Origin of the sequence: Lederbergia graminis (genome assembly GCF_042655485.1) — a bacterium.
Taxonomy (GTDB): Bacteria; Bacillota; Bacilli; order Bacillales; family Bacillaceae_C; genus Lederbergia; species Lederbergia graminis.
On record NZ_JBHSMC010000001.1, the window covers coordinates 251,484 to 269,058 of the forward strand.

The window sequence follows — 17,575 nt, forward strand, 5'->3', positions numbered from 1 at the left end:
TATCCTATGAGAGAAACGTTTTATTGTTTTTCACCAACTACGGCCAGCTCCACCACCTCCGGCAGATCCACCTCCACCTGTACGAGGACCACCGCCTCCACCTCCGCCACCACGGCTTAAGATGATGGCAAGCATTCTAAATAATGAGAGGGTGAGGACTCCACCAAGAAATTTAAAATCGAGAATTATCAGACCAATAATAATGACTGCAATAATAATTGTTGTAAATAGGGAGGGACCTTCATTTTCGGGATTTGCTCCATATACATATCCTTCTGCATTAGCTTGCTTGTCAAGTTGATATTCTTCTGCAACCTCATTGAAAAGTTTTTTATAAGTATTGGTAAGAGCATGTGGGATATTCCCTTCATCTAATGAAGGAAGTGCATATGAATCGATAATTGAACCGACCTTACCATCAGGTAATCGACCTTCAAGACCATAACCCACCTCGATAAATATTTTTCTATCTTGTATCGAAAGTAGTAATAAGATACCGTTATTTTTATTTGCATCACCTAATCCATATTCGCGTAAGGCTTGAACGGCATATTGTTCAACTGGAATACCATCGAGCGAATCTACAGTTAACACTGCAATTTGTGCTCCTGTGTGATCATCTAAATATATGCCAAGTTCAATTAATTCTTGCTCCTCTGCGGTAGAGAGGACATTCGCAAAATCTTGAACATAAATATCACCGACCGGAGTGGGAATGGATGCAGCGCTTACGAATTGAATCGGAATAAATAAAAGGCAGAAAAGCGAAAAAAGGAGAAGAAGGGGAGACTTCCTCATTCATCTTCAACCCCTTCAAAATCTACCGATGGAGCCTCCTGTGCAGCGGCATCTGCTTTAAAATATTCTTTCTCTTCAAAGCCAAAAATACCAGCAACTAACCTTCCAGGGAATTGCTTTACTTTCTTATTAAATGTAGTTACTTCTTCGTTATAATCCATACGTGCTACTGCAAGACGATTTTCCGTACCAGCAAGCTCATCCATGAGTCGAGTAAACTGTTGATCTGCTTTTAAGTCAGGATAATTTTCAGATACTACAAGTAGTCTACTTAGCGCACTTGATAGTTCTGCGTCTGCATTTGCCTGCTCTTCCGGAGTAGTAGCTCCAATTAACCGTGATCTAGCTTCAGCTATATCAGTCATTATTTCCTCTTCGTGACTAGCATAGCCTTTAACTGTATTTACGAGATTTGGAATTAAATCCATTCTTCGCTGTAGTTGATTCTCAATTTGTGCATATTGTTTTTCTACGTTTTCTTCAGCATTCACAAATCCATTATAACTACCGATTGTCGGGATTAAAATAATTGCTAACACGACAACGATACCAATAATAGCTCCTAGTCCTTTTTTCATATCATTCACTCCTCACTTTAATTATTAATACTGTTTTAATAACAAAAAAGTTTCAAGTATTAAATGGAAAACTGTACGAGTTAATTCGTTCCTCCATCTGATTATGGTACAATATCGAATATTAATATGCAATTTTCCAAGATGATAGTGGAAACAGATAGGATGAGAAGACGTGATGGAAACATATCAAATATTTCAAGTAGTAGGTTTTTCTAATAGTGGAAAAACGACATTAATGGAGAAATTAATTAAAAAGGGCACTAAATTAGGGTATAAAGTTGGTACCGTGAAACATCACGGTCATGGTGGTAGTCCTGAAAAAATGAATTCAGAAAAAGATTCCGACATACATCACCGAGCAGGAGCACATATTTCTGCGGTTGAGGGGAATGGCCATATACATGTGGAAGTAAGTATTAATAATTGGGGTCTGTCTGAAATTTTAAAAGTCTATGAACGTTTTCCCTTAGACCTTGTGTTTATTGAAGGCTATAAACATGCTGTATATCCTAAAGTGGTTTTAATCCGTCACCAAGATGATGTTGTATTACTAGAAGAACTTGAAAATATTAAAGCAGTTATATCATGGATTCCGCTAGAACTCGAAGCCAAGTTTGATGTATATATGATTCAGGATTCTGATTTATTTGTCGAGGTTTTTTTTACAAGGATACTTTAAACAATGTCATTCCCTTGTTTTTGTATATAATAATAATGTAATTTCTCTACATGCGTAAGTAAATAATTAGCTAGAATTCCTATTGCGATACCTGATAATAAACCGATAAATGAAAGCACAGGAAGATATAGCAGAACTGTCCAAGTTTTGGCAATCCAACTAGCTACAACTAATTGACCAAAATTGTGTAAGATTGCTCCTGTAACACTAACACCAATAAGGCTTATTCGTGACGGACCTAGTTTTTTTACCATCCACATCCCGAAAAAACTAACAATCGCACCTGCACCACTATACATAAAAGTCGAAATAGTTCCCCCAAGCAAAGTTGCTAAGATTAAACGAATGATGACTACTTTACATGCATCCTTTGTAGTAAGTGTATATAAAGCGATACATGTAATAATATTTGCTAAACCTAATTTAGCCCCTGGTGCAATTGCAAAAGGGAAGGGGATAGCTCTTTCTATCAAACTAATAATGACAGCCTGTGCTGCTAGTAAAGCTATTAAGACAATGCGTTGGTTTTTACTCATTTTTTCGTCATCCAATCTACCGTGATTAAGAACTAATGATGGAATTGTCACTAGGTACTTCATCCATAGAAATCACTTCAATTACTAATTTATGAGGTAAACAAATGATGGTTTGACCTGGTTTGGAGATAGCGGGTGTCCTAACGCAAACTTGGTCATTACAAGTGGCACTTTTAATAAGTATATGTTCATCACGAACTTCTATCGTATTACGATCATTATCAGATGCATAGATATCAAATGTTTGGACTCCAGTATGACCCGTTAAAGTGACTTCCTTCAATATTTTATTATCTACTGAGATAACAGCAATTTGCATTGCATTATTTCCCGTTTTTTCACTTTGAATTTTAGAAAAGATAGCCAATGGTAAAAAAGCCATGAGTATAAGAACAAATATGATAATAAAATCCCAACGTTTAAACAACTTGAGAGACTCTAACAATTAAACCCCTCCAATAACATACATATCCTAATATGAAAAAGCGAAAGGTTACCCTGACGCTTTCTCATATGTTTTTTCATTACTTATCATGATAAATAGATCGTTCTTTTCCATACCAGCTAGTACTTAGTTTCTTTTGAAGATAAGGAATAACCCAATAATCTAAACCAATGAAACGGCCTGATCCATTCATTAATGCAATAGAAGCAGGTAGGGCCCATAGTTTATCCCAGCCTAACATAGCACATAATGTAAACATGATTAGAAACCCTGTACTTGCAAAGCTTGCTAACCAAGTGAAAAGACCAAATATGATAGCTATACCAATCCCTAGTTCAATAAATACCATCATTTTTTGCATAAACAGCGCTACTTCTGGAGTAGGGAGCATTATCTGCATAATCCATTCAAACCATCCTGGCATCTTACTTAAAATTGGAGTTGCCCAATCACCACTAGTCGCTGTTTCACTAGCGCCACTTGTTGTTGTTTGTAACCATTCGAATGGCATATTAACAGTAGTGCTTTTTAACCAAGAATCATCCCCAATTCCGTTGAAGAGTTTTGATAAGGTAGCAAAGCTGCTAGTAGCTTCTTTCCATGTTTCTTCTCCCCAAAGTTTTGCACCAGCTTCACTTAGCCAAAACCCACCAACCATAAGTCTTAACGGAAAACTCCAAAGTACATTTCCATATCTAGTGAGTGTATCTCGAAAGATATTGCGCTTATCTTTCGTTTGGAAGAATTCGTGTTTGATATATTGAACCATATAATAACCACTTCGAATTCCAAAGAAGTAATACAGATTAACCATGTGTTTCATAAAGTTTGCAAACCATCCACTTAGTCTAATTCCACTTAAATTGGCAACCCCATAGCGAGCACCGATAGAAACCATATTTCCATGATATTTCCCTTTATATGGAACCTTTTTACCGTTACTTATTTCAGCAATAACGTTTTTAGCAGCTGTCATGGCAGTTTGTTCAGCAGCTTCTACAATTTGTGGAGTAGGTTTTGCTGGTTCTTCTTCAAAATAAGCTAGATCACCAACGACATATACTCTTTCTAAGCCTTCAGCTTCCATAAACTCATTAACTTTTAAGCGACCTGCTCGACCAGTTGACATTCCATAATCCTTTGTATCTTGGTTTGCTTGAACACCAGCAGTCCATATGAGTGTATGGGTAGCTATTTCTTCGTTTGATTTTAGGAGAATGCTATCTTCTGTAACCTCTACAATTGGTGAATTCTTTAAAATTATTACACCATGTTTTTGTAAGTAAGTTTCTGCTTTTCCTGCACCTTTTCTATCAAGGGTATTCAAGATAGTAGGTGCTGCTTCAATCACATAAAGCATTATTTCATCTTCATCCAACTTGTTCTCTTTAGCAAGTCGATATTTCCATTCTACTAATTCACCAACCATTTCAATTCCGGTAAAACCAGAACCACATACAACAAACGTTAACATTGCTCTTCTAGTCTTTTCATCATGTATGGTCGCAGCTTGGCGAACTGTCGATTCTATATGATCTCGTAACCTAACAGCATCTTCAAAAGACCATAATGTAAAAGCATGTTCAGATACACCAGGTGTACCAAAGTCATTTGGTTCTCCACCCATCCCTAAGATTAAAAAATCAAACGGGTATGCTCCGTGTTCAGTCGTAACTAACTTATTATCATAATTGACATTTGTAACATTATCCGTAACTAATTTAACTTTGGTTCGTTTAAATAGGCGTCGTAAATCAAACTTGATTGCATCAGCTTCCACTCGATTTGCAGCAACTTCATGTAATTCAGTCATCATCGTGTGATAAGAATGGCGATCGATTAACGTGATGGAAACTGATTCATCACGTTTATACTGTTTTGCTAATTTCTTTGCAGCATGGACTCCAGCATAGCCGGCCCCAATAATGACAATATTATGAGTTGTCATTAAGAAATCACTCCTTCATAATAGTGGTTTGTGAAACGTTGAGCATAATGTAACGAATTTCGTTTGTGAAACTCTGAACATTCGACTACATTGTACATTCTTTCACAAAATCTGTCTATAAAAATTTAAATTACTTTTTTTATAGGCTCTGTTAAAGTTCATTGTTGTTAACAACTTAGTTGATTGTAGCGGATGTACACGAGACTCCTGCGGGAACAGCACGAGCCGAAGATCCACTTGGCAAAGTGGTTTTCTTTGCCAAGTTAGCTGAGGTCGTGCCCGCGGAAAGCGAGTGTACAGGAGCGAAAATCAACAACAGAGTTTAACAGAGCTTTTTTATAAAAAGAATAGACAGAATTAAATCTTGATGTTAAAATGTGGATGAATTAATGTGAAATATTTCACATAATAAAAACCCCTCTCTTTTTTTTAACTAAAATTGTGAAATGTTTCACAAAAATAATATGAAAAGGAAGGTAAGAAGATGAAGAAAGTACTTACAGCTGTAGCAAGTCTGTCACTTTTATTAGCGGCATGTGGAAGTGATTCAGTAGGAAATGTAAAAACAGAAGAGAGCAATAACAAAGGTGGTAGTGATCAAACAGTAGGAACTGTTATTGCAGGTTCACCTATTCAAGATGGAGTCTACAAACTACAAGAAGTTGATTTTGATGATAAAGGCTGGAAAGCTTCTATGGAGATTGTTGTAGAAAACGGAAAAATAATTGAATCTGATTACAATTATGAAAATGCAGATGGGATATTAAAAACAGAAGATGAAGGCTATCAAAAGTTAATGGAAGAAAAAGTGGGCATCGGACCTCAGCAGTATATACCAAAATTGAATAATTCATTGGTTTCAACGCAAAATGCCGATTCCGTTGACATAGTTTCAGGGGCAACCCATTCTGCAGAAACGTTTAAAAACTATGCTCAGCAACTAATACAAGCTGCACAAGCGGGTGATTCTGCGACAATTGAAATTGCGAATAACAAACCATTGCAAGATGGGAATTATTCATTAGAAGAAAAAAATATAGGTGCAACAGGGTGGAGAACTTTCCTCAAGATGACTGTAAACGAAGGAAAAATAGTCGCAACAGAATATGATTATGTGAATGAAGCAGCAGATTTAAAAACAAAGGATAATGAGTATCAACAAAATATGAAAGATAAGACTGGAGTAGGGCCGCAAGAGTTTGTACCGGAATTAAGTAATGCATTAATGGAAAAACAAAATGCCGAGGACATTGATGTTGTGGCTGGTGCAACCCACTCTAGTCATACGTTCAAAATGTATGCAGCACAATTGATAAATGCAGCACAAAAAGGTGATACAACACCAATTTTAATCGATAATTTTGTTTTTGAAAAATAACAGATTTTATTAGTGTGGAGAAAAGACTGTTTGAGTGCATATTCTAATAGTCTTTTCCCAACTTAAGGAGGTAGCGAATGTATAGGAAACTATTTATAGGCATTTGTATTTTAACGATCTCCTTAACCATGTATGGTTGCGGCAAGACAAATAGCGATGAACTACAAATAAACTCTTCACCTTACAAAAGAACAGAGTTTTTAATGGGTACAGTAGTAACCGTGAAAATATATGATGCAGACAAAGAAACAGTTTTAGATCGTATATTCCAAACAATTGAAACACTTGCGAATCAATTGACTAGTAATGATATAGATTCAGAGATTGCCAACATTAATCATTATGCAGGTGAGCAACCTGTGGAAGTTTCAGATTCAACATTGAAACTAATAGTGTCCGGTAAAGATTTTAGCGAGTCTGTAAACGGTTTATTTGATATAACGATTGGGCCGTTAACTTCTTTATGGAGTATCGGATTTCCTGATGCTCGTAAACCAGGTGAAGAGGAAATTGAGAAAGCTTTGTCCCTGATTGATTATAAGAAAATAGAGATAAATGAAATGGAACATAAAATATATTTGCAGGATAAGGGGATGCGTCTAGACTTAGGTGCAATTGCAAAAGGATTTATTACAGATGAAGTGAATAAATTGCTGGAAGAAGAACATGTGACGACTGCAATTATAGATTTAGGTGGAAATATATACGTTAAAGGCTTGGCTCCATCAGGAAAGCAATGGACTGTAGGTATTCAAGACCCTTACTCTCCAAGAGGGACTACAATCGGAAATATTCAAACAACGAATAAGTCAGTCGTGACATCTGGTATATATGAACGTTTTTTGGAAGTAGAAGGTGTGAAATATCATCATCTATTAAATCCAACTGATGGTTATCCATTTAATAACGAAATAGCAGGTGTCACAATCATTTCAGAGGAATCAATTGATGGAGATGCTCTTTCTACATCTGTTTTTGCAATGGGTTTAGAAGCTGGGATGGATTATATTGAGAGCGTTGCAGGGGTCGAAGCCATTTTTGTTAGTACTGATAAACAGGTATTTCTAACTACTGGCATAGCCAACTTCGAATTAACGAGTAATGCATACAGGATGGGAGAAATGGAATTGAAATAGGAGGCGAATCTGTAATGTCAATTCGTACTTTTTTTAAACTAGTTGAAATCCAAACAAAGCTAGCTAGTTTGTTTCCTTTTGCGGTGGGCTTATTATTTGTCATATATAAGTTCGGTGAGTTAAAACCATTAAATACAATTATTTTCTTTTGTTCTATGTTTATTTTCGATCTTACTACGACAGCTATAAATAACTATATGGATTATAAGAAAGCTTCTAGTAAAGAATATCGCAACGAGAAAAATATTATTGGAGTAAAAGATATATCAGAAAGACTAGTTCGCAATACGATCATTACATTGTTGGCGATTGCGACAATGCTAGGGATTTGGTTAGTTTGGCGCACAGATATCACTGTACTCTTTATAGGAATACTATGTTTTGCAATAGGTATTTTTTATACGTATGGCCCAATACCGCTATCACGTATGCCACTTGGAGAACTATTTTCAGGTGTGACGATGGGATTAGGTATTACTTTCTTAACCGTATATATTAATGCCTTTGATAAAGGAATTGTGAATGTCTTTTTCAATGGGGCTATATCTACAGTACAAGTTAATTATATGTCCTTAATGGAAATTATATGGATTTCATTGCCATGCGTATTTACAATTGCAAATGTAATGCTAGCCAATAATATATGTGATCTTGAAGAAGATGTCATAAATAAGCGTTACACATTACCTTATTATATTGGGAAGCGGAATGCCATAATACTATTTGATATTCTCTATATCGCTTCATTTATCGCAATTATCACAGCTGTTTTGTTTAAAGTTTTACCAGTTATGATGCTATTTTCATTGTTAGTCATTTTACCAGTATACCAACATTGTCGAAAGTTTAAAGGAAAGCAAGTAAAAGCGGAAACTTTTGTTTTAGCTGTAAAAAATCTTGTTCTTGTGAATGGTTCATTTGTAACAATGATGATCTTAGCACTTCTTATTGTATGAAAGGAAAAGCCAATATGAGTGAAGTCGTAGTAAAAGTAGAGAATATATGTTTTCAATATGATAAACGTGGAAATGAAGTGATCCATGATGTCTCATTCCAGGTACAAAAGGGGGAATGGGTGTCCGTCATAGGTGATAATGGATCAGGTAAATCAACGATTGCGAAATTATTAGTTGGACTAGTACAACATACTAGGGGACAAATTTATATAAACCAAATAAAAATGGACGAACATACAATTTGGAGTATTCGTCAGCACATTGGTATGGTATGGCAAAATCCAGATAATCAATTTATCGGAACAACGGTAGAGGATGACGTTGCATTTAGTTTAGAAAATTTGAATATGTCATATGCTGAGATGAAAGATCGAGTAAATCATTCATTACAGCTTGTTGGCATATCAGAATTGAGTAGAATGGATCCCTCCCTTTTATCAGGTGGTCAAAAGCAGAAGGTGGCACTAGCAGGTGTTTTAGCTCTACATCCACAGTTAATTATTTTGGATGAGGCCTTTGTAATGCTCGATCCTAAAAGTAGAAACTCTATTATTCGAATTTTACAAGAATTAAAGATGAAAGAAAAGCTAACGATTATTTCCATCACACATGACATGGCGGAAGCAGCTTCCGCAGACAGGATTATTCAGTTAAGAACTGGTAAAGTAAATTTTGATGGTGCTCCTAAGGATTATTTTGACAATGTTTGTGATTGGGAAGTACCGGTTGCCGATCAACTTAGAAGGTTATTAATAACAAAAGGGAAGGAACTCCCTCGAAACTTTATGACAGAAGCAGAGTTGGTGAAGTGGTTTGGAAATTCAATTTGAAGGTGTTAGTGCAGATTATCAAATAGGTCCAATTCGTCGAAAATCTATACTTGATACAGTAAATCTCCATATACAGAAAGGGAGTTTCACAGCAGTTATAGGGCATGCAGGAGCGGGGAAAACCAGTCTAATTAAAGCAATGAACGGACTTCTTATGCCACATACTGGCAAGGTTAAAATTGATGGAATTACGGTAGAAGAGGATACAAGACGATTAATTTGTAAAAAAGTTGGTATGGTCTTTCAATTTCCAGAATCACAATTATTTGCTGAAACAGTAGAAAAAGATATATGCTTTGGACCCTTAAACTTTGGTGTGGCATTACAAGAGGCAAAGACAATTGCCAAAAAAGTTATTCAACAAGTTGGGTTGAGTGAGAACATATTAGGAAACTCTCCGTTCTCTTTATCTGGCGGGCAGAAGAGAAGAGTTGCCATAGCAGGGATATTAGCAATGGAACCAGAGGTATTAGTTCTCGATGAACCAGGAGCGGGGCTGGATCGAAACGGGAAAAAAGAATTATTTACACTCCTAACAGACTTGAATCTACATCATCACCTAACAATTGTGATGGTTACACATGACATGAAGGATGTTATAGACTATGCCGATAATGTCGTTATCATGGAAAATGGCAAAGTAGTTATGCATTGCAATGTACGAAATGCCTTTTCCAATCTGGAACTAATAAACAAATGGAGTTTATATTTACCAGATGTTTTGTCTTTGCAAATGAAGATTGAAAAGGAAATTGGCAGAAAACTTTCAATGAAATGTCTCACTGTGGAAGAATTATCAGAAGCTATAATAGCAGCTGATATAATATGAATACTCTTTTATTAGGCCGTTATTATCCTGGTGAATCAATTCTCCATCGTTTAGACCCGCGAGCAAAGCTAATTGGAGGTTGTTATTTTATATTTTTATTGCTTTTGGCATCCAATTGGCAAGCCTATGTATTACTATGGATATTTACTTTAACAGTCATGCGGCTATCCGGAGTCAAGTTTTCTGTTTATTATCGAGGGGTAAAACCACTAATTTGGCTAATTACATTTACTGTTTTCCTACAAGTCCTGTTTACTGCAGGTGGGACTATTTATGTTAAGTGGGGTATTATTACTATCTCTTCTTATGGTCTCGTGAATGGAGTATATATATTTTGTAGATTTGTTATGATAGTTTTTGTATCTACTATCGTAACTTTGACTACAAGACCAATAGATTTAACAGATGCTCTTAACTACTTAATACGTCCTTTAAGTAAGTTGAAAGTTCCGGTCGATGAAATCTCCTTAATGCTTACAATTGCATTACGGTTTGTGCCTGCACTATTAGACGAAACTCAAAAAGTAATGGATGCACAAAGGTCAAGAGGAACAGTATTTGGTAAGGGTTCTATCGTACGACAAATGAAAACTTTAGTTCCTATTTTTATCCCTCTATTCTCCAGTTCCCTTGAAAGAGCAGAACAATTAGCAAATGCGATGGAAGTAAAAGGCTATCAATCTGGGAAAAGTAGAACCACTTTCAGAAAATTAAGTTGGAGAAAAAAAGATACCCGAAGTTTGTTTATACTCATGTTATTAACAATTCTCATCATATTACTTCCATCATAAAAACTACTAATTGTTAATTGTCATATCATCATCCAAGTGTAGTAATTCCACTACTTCCTTGGATGATGTAGCTCGTCGTTAATGAATACCTTTTTTCTTAAAACGTCCTCCTTGTGCTTCGGATATACTTCCAACTGCTAAAAAAGCATTTGCATCTAGTTCATTTAATATTGATTTTAACTTTTTCTCCTCTAGTCTTGTGATCACACAGAAAACCACTTGTTTATCTTCACCTGAATAAGGATTAAGTCCGTTTAATACTGTAACACTACGTCCTAATCTTGCTAGGATAGCGTCTGCGATTTTTTCTGGATTATCACTTATAATCCATGCAGATTTGGACTCGTTTAGTCCACTTACGATGATATCAATGAACTTAGATGCAATGAAATAGGTGAGAATCGAATACATAGCTCTTTCCCAACTAAATACAAATCCTGCAGTACTAAAGATGAAAAAATTAAAAAATAAGATAACCTCTCCAACCGAAAGGGGGAGTTTATTATTTATTAGAATGGAGATTATTTCTGTACCATCGAGGGAACCTCCATATCGTATTACTAAGCCTACACCAATTCCTAATATAATTCCTCCAAAAACAGTAGCAAGTAATAAATCATGAGTAACAATATAATGATGATGAAGAAAGAGGGATGAACTAGAAAGGACAATGATTCCATATAATGTTGTGAGTGCAAAAGTCTTTCCGATTTGTTTGTAACCTACGAAAATAAAGGGCAAATTTAAAGCAAATAATAGTATTCCCACTTTGAGACCAGTTAAATGTGAAATGATAATGGCAATACCAGTAATTCCACCATCCAAAATATTATTGGGTATGAGGAAAACCTCAAGAGAAATAGCCATTATGAGGGCACCAATTGTTACGATGAAAATTCGTCCTACAATTTCTTTTTTTGATAATTTTTGATGTGTTATTTTTGTAGTGTTTGGTTTAACCTTCATAAGAAATTTACGTCCTCCAATAATATATAATCACATCCATATTATTGGCCAATTCAAAAAATCTACTAGAAGAATTTAAGGTTTCCTTGCTACCTGTCTTCTGGAAAGTACTCCCAACTTGATTTCTTTGTATAAAAACGTTAAAATACTTTGGTAAGAATAAAGTGTATATTGTCGGATTTTGCGAAAATTCGACCTCATATCCTCCTAAACACGTTTATATCTTGCAAATATAAGTTGAATAGGTGGTATTTAGTATGTCTGAAAAAGCAGCATATCGTGTATTATTGTATTATCAGTATGTAACAATTGAAAATCCGGAAGAATTTGCAGCACAACATTTGAAATTTTGTAAGGACATTAATTTAAAAGGTAGAATCCTTGTTGCAAAGGAAGGGATTAACGGTACTGTTTCTGGAACTTGGGAAGATACAGAAACATACATGACGGAAATGAAAAAGGATCCTCGTTTTGCGACAATGGTATTCAAAATTGATGAAGCAGATCAACATGCTTTTAAGAAAATGCATGTGCGTCCTCGCAAAGAATTAGTTACATTGCGACTAGAAGATGATATTAATCCTCATGAAATTACAGGTAAGTATTTAAGTCCTAGAGAATTCTATGAAGCGATGCAAGATGAGAATACAGTTGTTCTTGATGCACGTAATGACTATGAATATGATTTAGGACACTTCAGAGGAGCTATTCGTCCTGATATTGAAACGTTCCGTGAATTACCGGCTTGGGTGCGTGCAAATAAAGAAAAGCTCGAAGGAAAAAAAATCTTAACATATTGCACTGGCGGTATCCGTTGTGAAAAGTTTTCTGGATGGTTAGTAAAAGAAGGTTTTGAAGATGTCGGCCAGCTTCATGGCGGTATTGTCACTTATGGGAAAGACCCAGAAGTACAAGGAGAGCTTTGGGATGGTCAATGCTATGTATTTGATGAGCGTATTGCGGTTCCAGTAAATCGCAAAGAACATGTAATTGTTGGGCGCGATTACTTTGATGGAACTCCTTGTGAACGTTATATAAATTGTGCAAACCCTGAATGTAATAAACAAATTTTAGCTTCTGAAGAAAATGAACATAAATATATGAGAAGTTGTTCTGATGAGTGTCGAGTTCATCCAAGAAATCTTTATATTAAAGAGCACAATTTATCTCCAGAAGAAGTAGAACAAAGATTAAAAGCTTTAGAAGAAGAAACAGTTTCTGTAAACTAAATCATAACCCGTAAACCTTTTTAAGGCTTACGGGTTTTTCTGTTTGAAAATTTGTCTAATTCTGCGATAATAACTATAATGGAAATGATTAGAAAAGAGGAGAACAATGTATAGAGAGAAATGGTTTCAAGTCGGAATAGCGACAATCATGATATTTTTAATCATCTTATTAGGTACACAGGTTAGGTTTATCTTCACACCATTAGTTATTATTGTAAAAACACTATTCCCACCAATTATTTTAGCAGGGGTTTTGTATTATTTATTAAGGCCTTTAGTTAATCTTCTTTCACGGAAAATACATAGAACATTAGCAATTATTATTGTCTTTATTGGAATTGCAGGAGTTATCACGGGTGCTGTTTTTCTCATTGGTCCTGAATTACAAAAGCAGTTCAGAAACTTAGTTGATAATATGCCTGCCATTATCAATAACATTCAAAAATGGGTTATGTCGTTAACGGAAAAAGAATGGTTTGCACAATTCCAAGATAGTGATTATTTTTCTGTTGAAAAATATTTATCGAAATTTGAAGAAAATGCTCAGCAACTTATTCAAGATCTCCTTTCAGGAATTGCAACAACCGTAGGATTTATTGCCAATACCGTAATGGTCCTTGTCCTTGTTCCTTTTGTCCTTTTTTTCATGCTAAAAGACGGGGAGAAAGCACCAAAAATAATTGAAAAAATCCTTCCAAAAAAACAAAGAAAAGAAGCTTATAATGTATTGTCAGATATGGATACAGCATTGAGCTCCTATATACAAGGGCAATTAACCGTTAGTCTCTTCGTTGGGGTATTTGCATACATAGGTTACTTAATTATTGGGCTAGATTATTCCTTAGTATTAGGACTAACATCAATGGTAACAAACGTAATTCCATTTATTGGTCCGTGGATAGGGACAATTCCTGCAGTTATCGTCGGTTTATTTACTTCACCAGTAAAGGCATTACTAGTTATTATAATAGCTGTAGTTGTCCAACAAATTGAAAGTAACTTTATTTCACCAATTGTAATGGGAAAAGCGTTAAAGGTTCATCCTTTAACAATTATCTTTGTATTATTAGTTGCAGGACAATTCGGAGGTATTATTGGGTTGATTCTGGCAGTCCCTGCGTATGCGTTATTAAAAGTTATTGTCAGTCATATTTATCGTTTTATAAAGTTAGATTAATGTTAAAGCAGATGACTCTTCTGAGTATATCTGCTTTTTTTGTTATTATTTTCAACTCATATTATGTCGAGTTTGATTAAAAATAAACTTGTTCTTCTTTGGCAATTAACTACATGAGGGGGATTACGATGACAGTTATTACAAATGTTAAGCAAACTGTTACAGGGTTAAAAAGTGCACAAGCAAGTTTGGAAGGATTTGCTCTTGATACAGATAACGAACAAGCAAAGCAACTTTATAAGCAAGCTGCCCAACAAACACAAACAATAATTGATATGTTAAATCCTCGCCTCCAAGAGATCATGCAAGAGGAACCACAATATAACGAATAGACCGTAAAAGATGGAGGAGAGAGGTTAATACATCTCTTTCCTCCATTTTTAATAAGTAAAGGGTGAAATAATAATGACAGTTATTTCTAATGTAAAAGGAACATTAGCAAATTTGAAAGTAATCCAATCAGAATTAAGTCATCTAGCACAAGTTACAACTGATGGAGAGACTAGTCGTATTTTTCATGAATCCATGCAAGAAATGGACAATATAATCCATGATGTTAACAAACGAATAGAAGTAATGAAGGCAGAAGAATTACAATATCGGAACTCTTAGGAGGAAGAAGAATGCCTGATTGGTTAAACATTATAATAAGGTCAGCAAGTCTTGTGATTGTACTATTTTTATTAACTAAAATGCTTGGAAAAAAACAATTATCTCAACTGTCATTTTTTGAGTATGTTGCAGGTATAACAATCGGAAGTGTTGCTGCTGAAATATCGACTGGACTTGATCGGGATTTCTTACATGGTTTATACAGTATGCTTATTTGGGCAATAATTCCCTTATTAGCTGGACTATTATCTTTGAAAAGTAAAAAGGCAAGGAATTTTATTGAAGGTAAATCAACTGTTGTTATTCGTGACGGAAAAATACTTGAAGATAATTTAGCAAAAGAAAAATACACTGTTAATGAGTTATTAGAATTGTTGCGTAAGAAGAATGCTTTCTCTATAGCTGATGTGGAATTTGCGATGTTAGAAACAAATGGTGAATTAAATGTTCTACTAAAGAAGGAAAAAAGACCTTTAACACCGGCAGATTTACAAATGGATGTAGCGCCTGAGAGAGTACCGCAAAATGTTATTTTAGAAGGAGAAATCATGGATTCGGCTTTAGCTGCTAGTGGCTACACTCGGGCATGGTTGGAAGCAGAGTTAGAAAAATTAAATGTAGCACTTGATAATGTATATATAGGACAAATTGATTCCTATGGGAAACTGACAGTTGATATTTACGATGACAAAATTCAAATACAAGATGCAAAACCAAGACAAAATCTCTTAACTGCTATGAAGAAGAGTCAGGCAGAATTAGAATCTTATGCATTAGAGACAGATGTAGAAAGCGCAAAACAAATGTATAAAGAAAATGCAGAAAAATTGATGAAAATTATCAATAAAACAAAGCATTTATTAAATGAATGAAACCCCTGAAATTGTCATTGTTTCAGGGGTGTACAAACTTTATTACATATACATTTGTTCTACTTGTTTTTGAAGATTATCATCTTCTAAATACTCATTATAAGTCATCTGTTTATCAATCATACCTTTTGGTGTTAAATCAATGATACGATTGGCAATTGTTTGCACAAATTGATGGTCATGAGATGCAAAAATAATAGATCCTTTAAAGCTAATCAGGCCATTATTTAGTGCAGTAATGGATTCTAAATCAAGATGGTTTGTAGGTTCATCTAGCAATAATACATTTGCACCAGATAGCATCATTTTAGATAGCATACAGCGAACTTTTTCTCCTCCGGAAAGTACAGAAGCTTTTTTCAATACTTCTTCACCAGAGAATAACATTCTTCCTAAGAATCCACGTAAGAAGCTTTCACTGTCATCTTTTGGTGAGAATTGACGTAGCCATTCTACTAGATTGACATCACTGCCTTCAAAGTACTCCGAGTTGTCTTTAGGGAAGTATGCTTGTGATGTAGTTACACCCCATTTATATGAACCCTCATCAGGCTCCATTTCCCCTGCAAGAATTTTAAATAGAGTCGTTTTCGCAATTTCATTTGTACCAACTAATGCGATTTTATCATCTTTATTCATGGTAAAACTAATATTATCTAAAACCTTCACTCCATCAATTGTTTTTGATAATTGATCTACACGAAGTAAGTCATTACCAATTTCTCGCTCAGGAGAGAATCCAACAAAAGGATATCTTCTTGAAGAAGGTTGAATATCATCTAGTGTGATTTTATCGAGTAATTTCTTACGTGAAGTAGCCTGTCTTGATTTTGATGCATTGGCACTAAAGCGCGCAATAAAGGCTTGTAATTCTTTAATTTTTTCTTCTTTCTTTTTATTTGCATCCTGTGCCATTCTTTGAGCAAGCTGACTTGATTCATACCAGAAGTCATAGTTTCCAACATAGATTTGAATTTTACTGAAATCAAGGTCTGCAATATGAGTACAAACTTTATTTAAGAAGTGACGGTCATGGGATACAACAATAACGGTATTCTCAAAATTAATCAGGAACTCTTCTAACCATTGAATAGCTTTAATATCTAAGTGGTTTGTCGGCTCATCCAAAAGAAGGATATCTGGCTTACCAAATAAAGCTTGTGCAAGCAAAACCTTGACTTTGTCAGCCCCTGATAATTCTGCCATTTTTTTTGTATGAAGACCTTCATCAATTCCAAGTCCTTTTAGTAATATAGCTGCTTCTGATTCTGCTTCCCAACCATTTAGTTCAGCAAATTCTCCTTCAAGTTCAGCAGCACGCATCCCATCTTCTTCGGAAAAATCAGCTTTCATATAAATTGCATCTTTCTCTTGCATCACTTCATAAAGACGAGCATGCCCCATAATGACTACTTTCAACACTTCTTCTTCTTCATATTGGAAGTGATCCTGTTTTAATACTGCCAATCTTTCTCCAGGAGTTATTGTTACAGAACCAGTTTGCGATTCAATTTCCCCTGATAGAATTTTTAAAAATGTAGATTTACCTGCACCGTTAGCTCCAATTAGACCATAGCAATTACCGGGGGTAAACTTAATATTAATATCTTCAAACAATTTACGATCTCCATAGCGGAGACTTACATTATTTACAGTAATCAACGTTTATCGATTCCTCCATAAATCATAATCCCAAATATTATAGCATGTTTCGAGCCTATAGTCTTTATGTGTTTTCTATAATCCTTAAACGTAATTTGGTTTATGATTGGATATATCGTATAATGGTATTATAACGATGAAAGGGGATCTTGC

The 17,575-nt window shown here is 35.1% G+C and carries 18 protein-coding genes and 1 pseudogene; 12 read left to right on the forward strand and 7 right to left on the reverse strand.

The window, feature by feature from the left end; translation table 11 throughout:
• Window positions 1-30 precede the first annotated feature (30 nt).
• On the reverse strand, window positions 31-798 hold the full coding sequence (locus tag ACFPM4_RS01350; protein WP_382346779.1) for a TPM domain-containing protein: 768 nt from the start codon (window positions 796-798) through the stop codon (window positions 31-33).
• Window positions 795-1,376 (reverse strand): LemA family protein, encoded by a 582-nt coding sequence (locus tag ACFPM4_RS01355; RefSeq protein WP_144928416.1) that lies wholly within the window; start codon window positions 1,374-1,376, stop codon window positions 795-797. The genes ACFPM4_RS01350 and ACFPM4_RS01355 overlap by 4 nt, the downstream gene beginning before the upstream one ends.
• Before the next feature lie 235 nt (window positions 1,377-1,611).
• Here ACFPM4_RS01355 and ACFPM4_RS01360 point away from each other — a divergent pair.
• Window positions 1,612-1,917: pseudogene (locus ACFPM4_RS01360) on the forward strand (molybdopterin-guanine dinucleotide biosynthesis protein B); the annotation flags it as partial.
• A gap of 134 nt (window positions 1,918-2,051) precedes the next feature.
• Here ACFPM4_RS01360 and ACFPM4_RS01365 read toward each other — a convergent pair.
• The 3 genes from ACFPM4_RS01365 to ACFPM4_RS01375 all read right to left on the reverse strand — a co-directional run bounded on the left by ACFPM4_RS01365 (window position 2,052) and on the right by ACFPM4_RS01375 (window position 4,984).
• On the reverse strand, window positions 2,052-2,591 hold the full coding sequence (locus ACFPM4_RS01365) for a Gx transporter family protein (RefSeq protein ID WP_382346783.1): 540 nt from the start codon (window positions 2,589-2,591) through the stop codon (window positions 2,052-2,054).
• A 25-nt stretch (window positions 2,592-2,616) separates the two neighbouring features.
• On the reverse strand, window positions 2,617-3,036 hold the full coding sequence (locus ACFPM4_RS01370; protein WP_382346786.1) for a NusG domain II-containing protein: 420 nt from the start codon (window positions 3,034-3,036) through the stop codon (window positions 2,617-2,619).
• Between the two features lie 79 nt (window positions 3,037-3,115).
• The gene (locus tag ACFPM4_RS01375; protein ID WP_382346789.1) at window positions 3,116-4,984 is read right to left on the reverse strand and encodes an FAD-dependent oxidoreductase; all 1,869 of its coding nucleotides are present in this window, start codon (window positions 4,982-4,984) and stop codon (window positions 3,116-3,118) included.
• 484 nt (window positions 4,985-5,468) lie between these two features.
• Here ACFPM4_RS01375 and pplA point away from each other — a divergent pair, with 484 nt between their 5' ends.
• The 6 genes from pplA to ACFPM4_RS01405 all read left to right on the forward strand — a co-directional run bounded on the left by pplA (window position 5,469) and on the right by ACFPM4_RS01405 (window position 10,904).
• Window positions 5,469-6,362: an extracellular electron transfer flavoprotein PplA gene (gene pplA / locus ACFPM4_RS01380; RefSeq protein ID WP_382346792.1), complete on the forward strand. Its 894-nt coding sequence runs from the start codon at window positions 5,469-5,471 to the stop codon at window positions 6,360-6,362.
• A gap of 77 nt (window positions 6,363-6,439) precedes the next feature.
• The gene (locus ACFPM4_RS01385; RefSeq protein ID WP_382346795.1) at window positions 6,440-7,498 is read left to right on the forward strand and encodes an FAD:protein FMN transferase; all 1,059 of its coding nucleotides are present in this window, start codon (window positions 6,440-6,442) and stop codon (window positions 7,496-7,498) included.
• A 14-nt stretch (window positions 7,499-7,512) separates the two neighbouring features.
• Entirely contained in the window at window positions 7,513-8,454 is a 942-nt protein-coding gene (menA, locus tag ACFPM4_RS01390) for a 1,4-dihydroxy-2-naphthoate polyprenyltransferase (RefSeq protein WP_382346798.1), read from the forward strand.
• Window positions 8,455-8,468: 14 nt separating this feature from the next.
• Window positions 8,469-9,284, forward strand: a complete 816-nt coding sequence (locus tag ACFPM4_RS01395) for an energy-coupling factor transporter ATPase (RefSeq protein WP_382346801.1) — start codon at window positions 8,469-8,471, stop codon at window positions 9,282-9,284.
• Complete coding sequence (locus ACFPM4_RS01400) at window positions 9,268-10,113, forward strand: energy-coupling factor transporter ATPase (RefSeq protein WP_382346804.1); 846 nt, start codon at window positions 9,268-9,270, stop codon at window positions 10,111-10,113. The genes ACFPM4_RS01395 and ACFPM4_RS01400 overlap by 17 nt, the downstream gene beginning before the upstream one ends.
• A complete protein-coding gene (locus tag ACFPM4_RS01405; protein ID WP_382346807.1) occupies window positions 10,110-10,904 on the forward strand; it encodes an energy-coupling factor transporter transmembrane component T family protein in 795 nt (264 codons plus the stop codon). The genes ACFPM4_RS01400 and ACFPM4_RS01405 overlap by 4 nt, the downstream gene beginning before the upstream one ends.
• 78 nt (window positions 10,905-10,982) lie before the next feature.
• On the opposite strand, the gene ACFPM4_RS01410 is transcribed toward ACFPM4_RS01405, so the two are convergent.
• Window positions 10,983-11,870 (reverse strand): YitT family protein, encoded by an 888-nt coding sequence (locus ACFPM4_RS01410; protein WP_382346810.1) that lies wholly within the window; start codon window positions 11,868-11,870, stop codon window positions 10,983-10,985.
• 257 nt (window positions 11,871-12,127) lie between these two features.
• Here ACFPM4_RS01410 and trhO point away from each other — a divergent pair, with 257 nt between their 5' ends.
• The 5 genes from trhO to ACFPM4_RS01435 all read left to right on the forward strand — a co-directional run bounded on the left by trhO (window position 12,128) and on the right by ACFPM4_RS01435 (window position 15,760).
• Complete coding sequence (gene trhO, locus ACFPM4_RS01415) at window positions 12,128-13,099, forward strand: oxygen-dependent tRNA uridine(34) hydroxylase TrhO (RefSeq protein WP_382346813.1); 972 nt, start codon at window positions 12,128-12,130, stop codon at window positions 13,097-13,099.
• Window positions 13,100-13,205: 106 nt separating this feature from the next.
• A complete protein-coding gene (locus tag ACFPM4_RS01420) occupies window positions 13,206-14,276 on the forward strand; it encodes an AI-2E family transporter (protein WP_144928408.1) in 1,071 nt (356 codons plus the stop codon).
• Between the two features lie 128 nt (window positions 14,277-14,404).
• Entirely contained in the window at window positions 14,405-14,608 is a 204-nt protein-coding gene (locus ACFPM4_RS01425) for a DUF1657 domain-containing protein (RefSeq protein WP_382346816.1), read from the forward strand.
• 73 nt (window positions 14,609-14,681) lie between these two features.
• Complete coding sequence (locus ACFPM4_RS01430) at window positions 14,682-14,888, forward strand: DUF1657 domain-containing protein (protein WP_382346819.1); 207 nt, start codon at window positions 14,682-14,684, stop codon at window positions 14,886-14,888.
• Window positions 14,889-14,899: 11 nt separating this feature from the next.
• On the forward strand, window positions 14,900-15,760 hold the full coding sequence (locus ACFPM4_RS01435; RefSeq protein WP_382346822.1) for a DUF421 domain-containing protein: 861 nt from the start codon (window positions 14,900-14,902) through the stop codon (window positions 15,758-15,760).
• 42 nt (window positions 15,761-15,802) lie between these two features.
• Here ACFPM4_RS01435 and ACFPM4_RS01440 read toward each other — a convergent pair whose 3' ends face one another.
• The gene (locus tag ACFPM4_RS01440) at window positions 15,803-17,422 is read right to left on the reverse strand and encodes an ABC-F family ATP-binding cassette domain-containing protein (protein ID WP_382346825.1); all 1,620 of its coding nucleotides are present in this window, start codon (window positions 17,420-17,422) and stop codon (window positions 15,803-15,805) included.
• Window positions 17,423-17,575 lie beyond the last annotated feature (153 nt).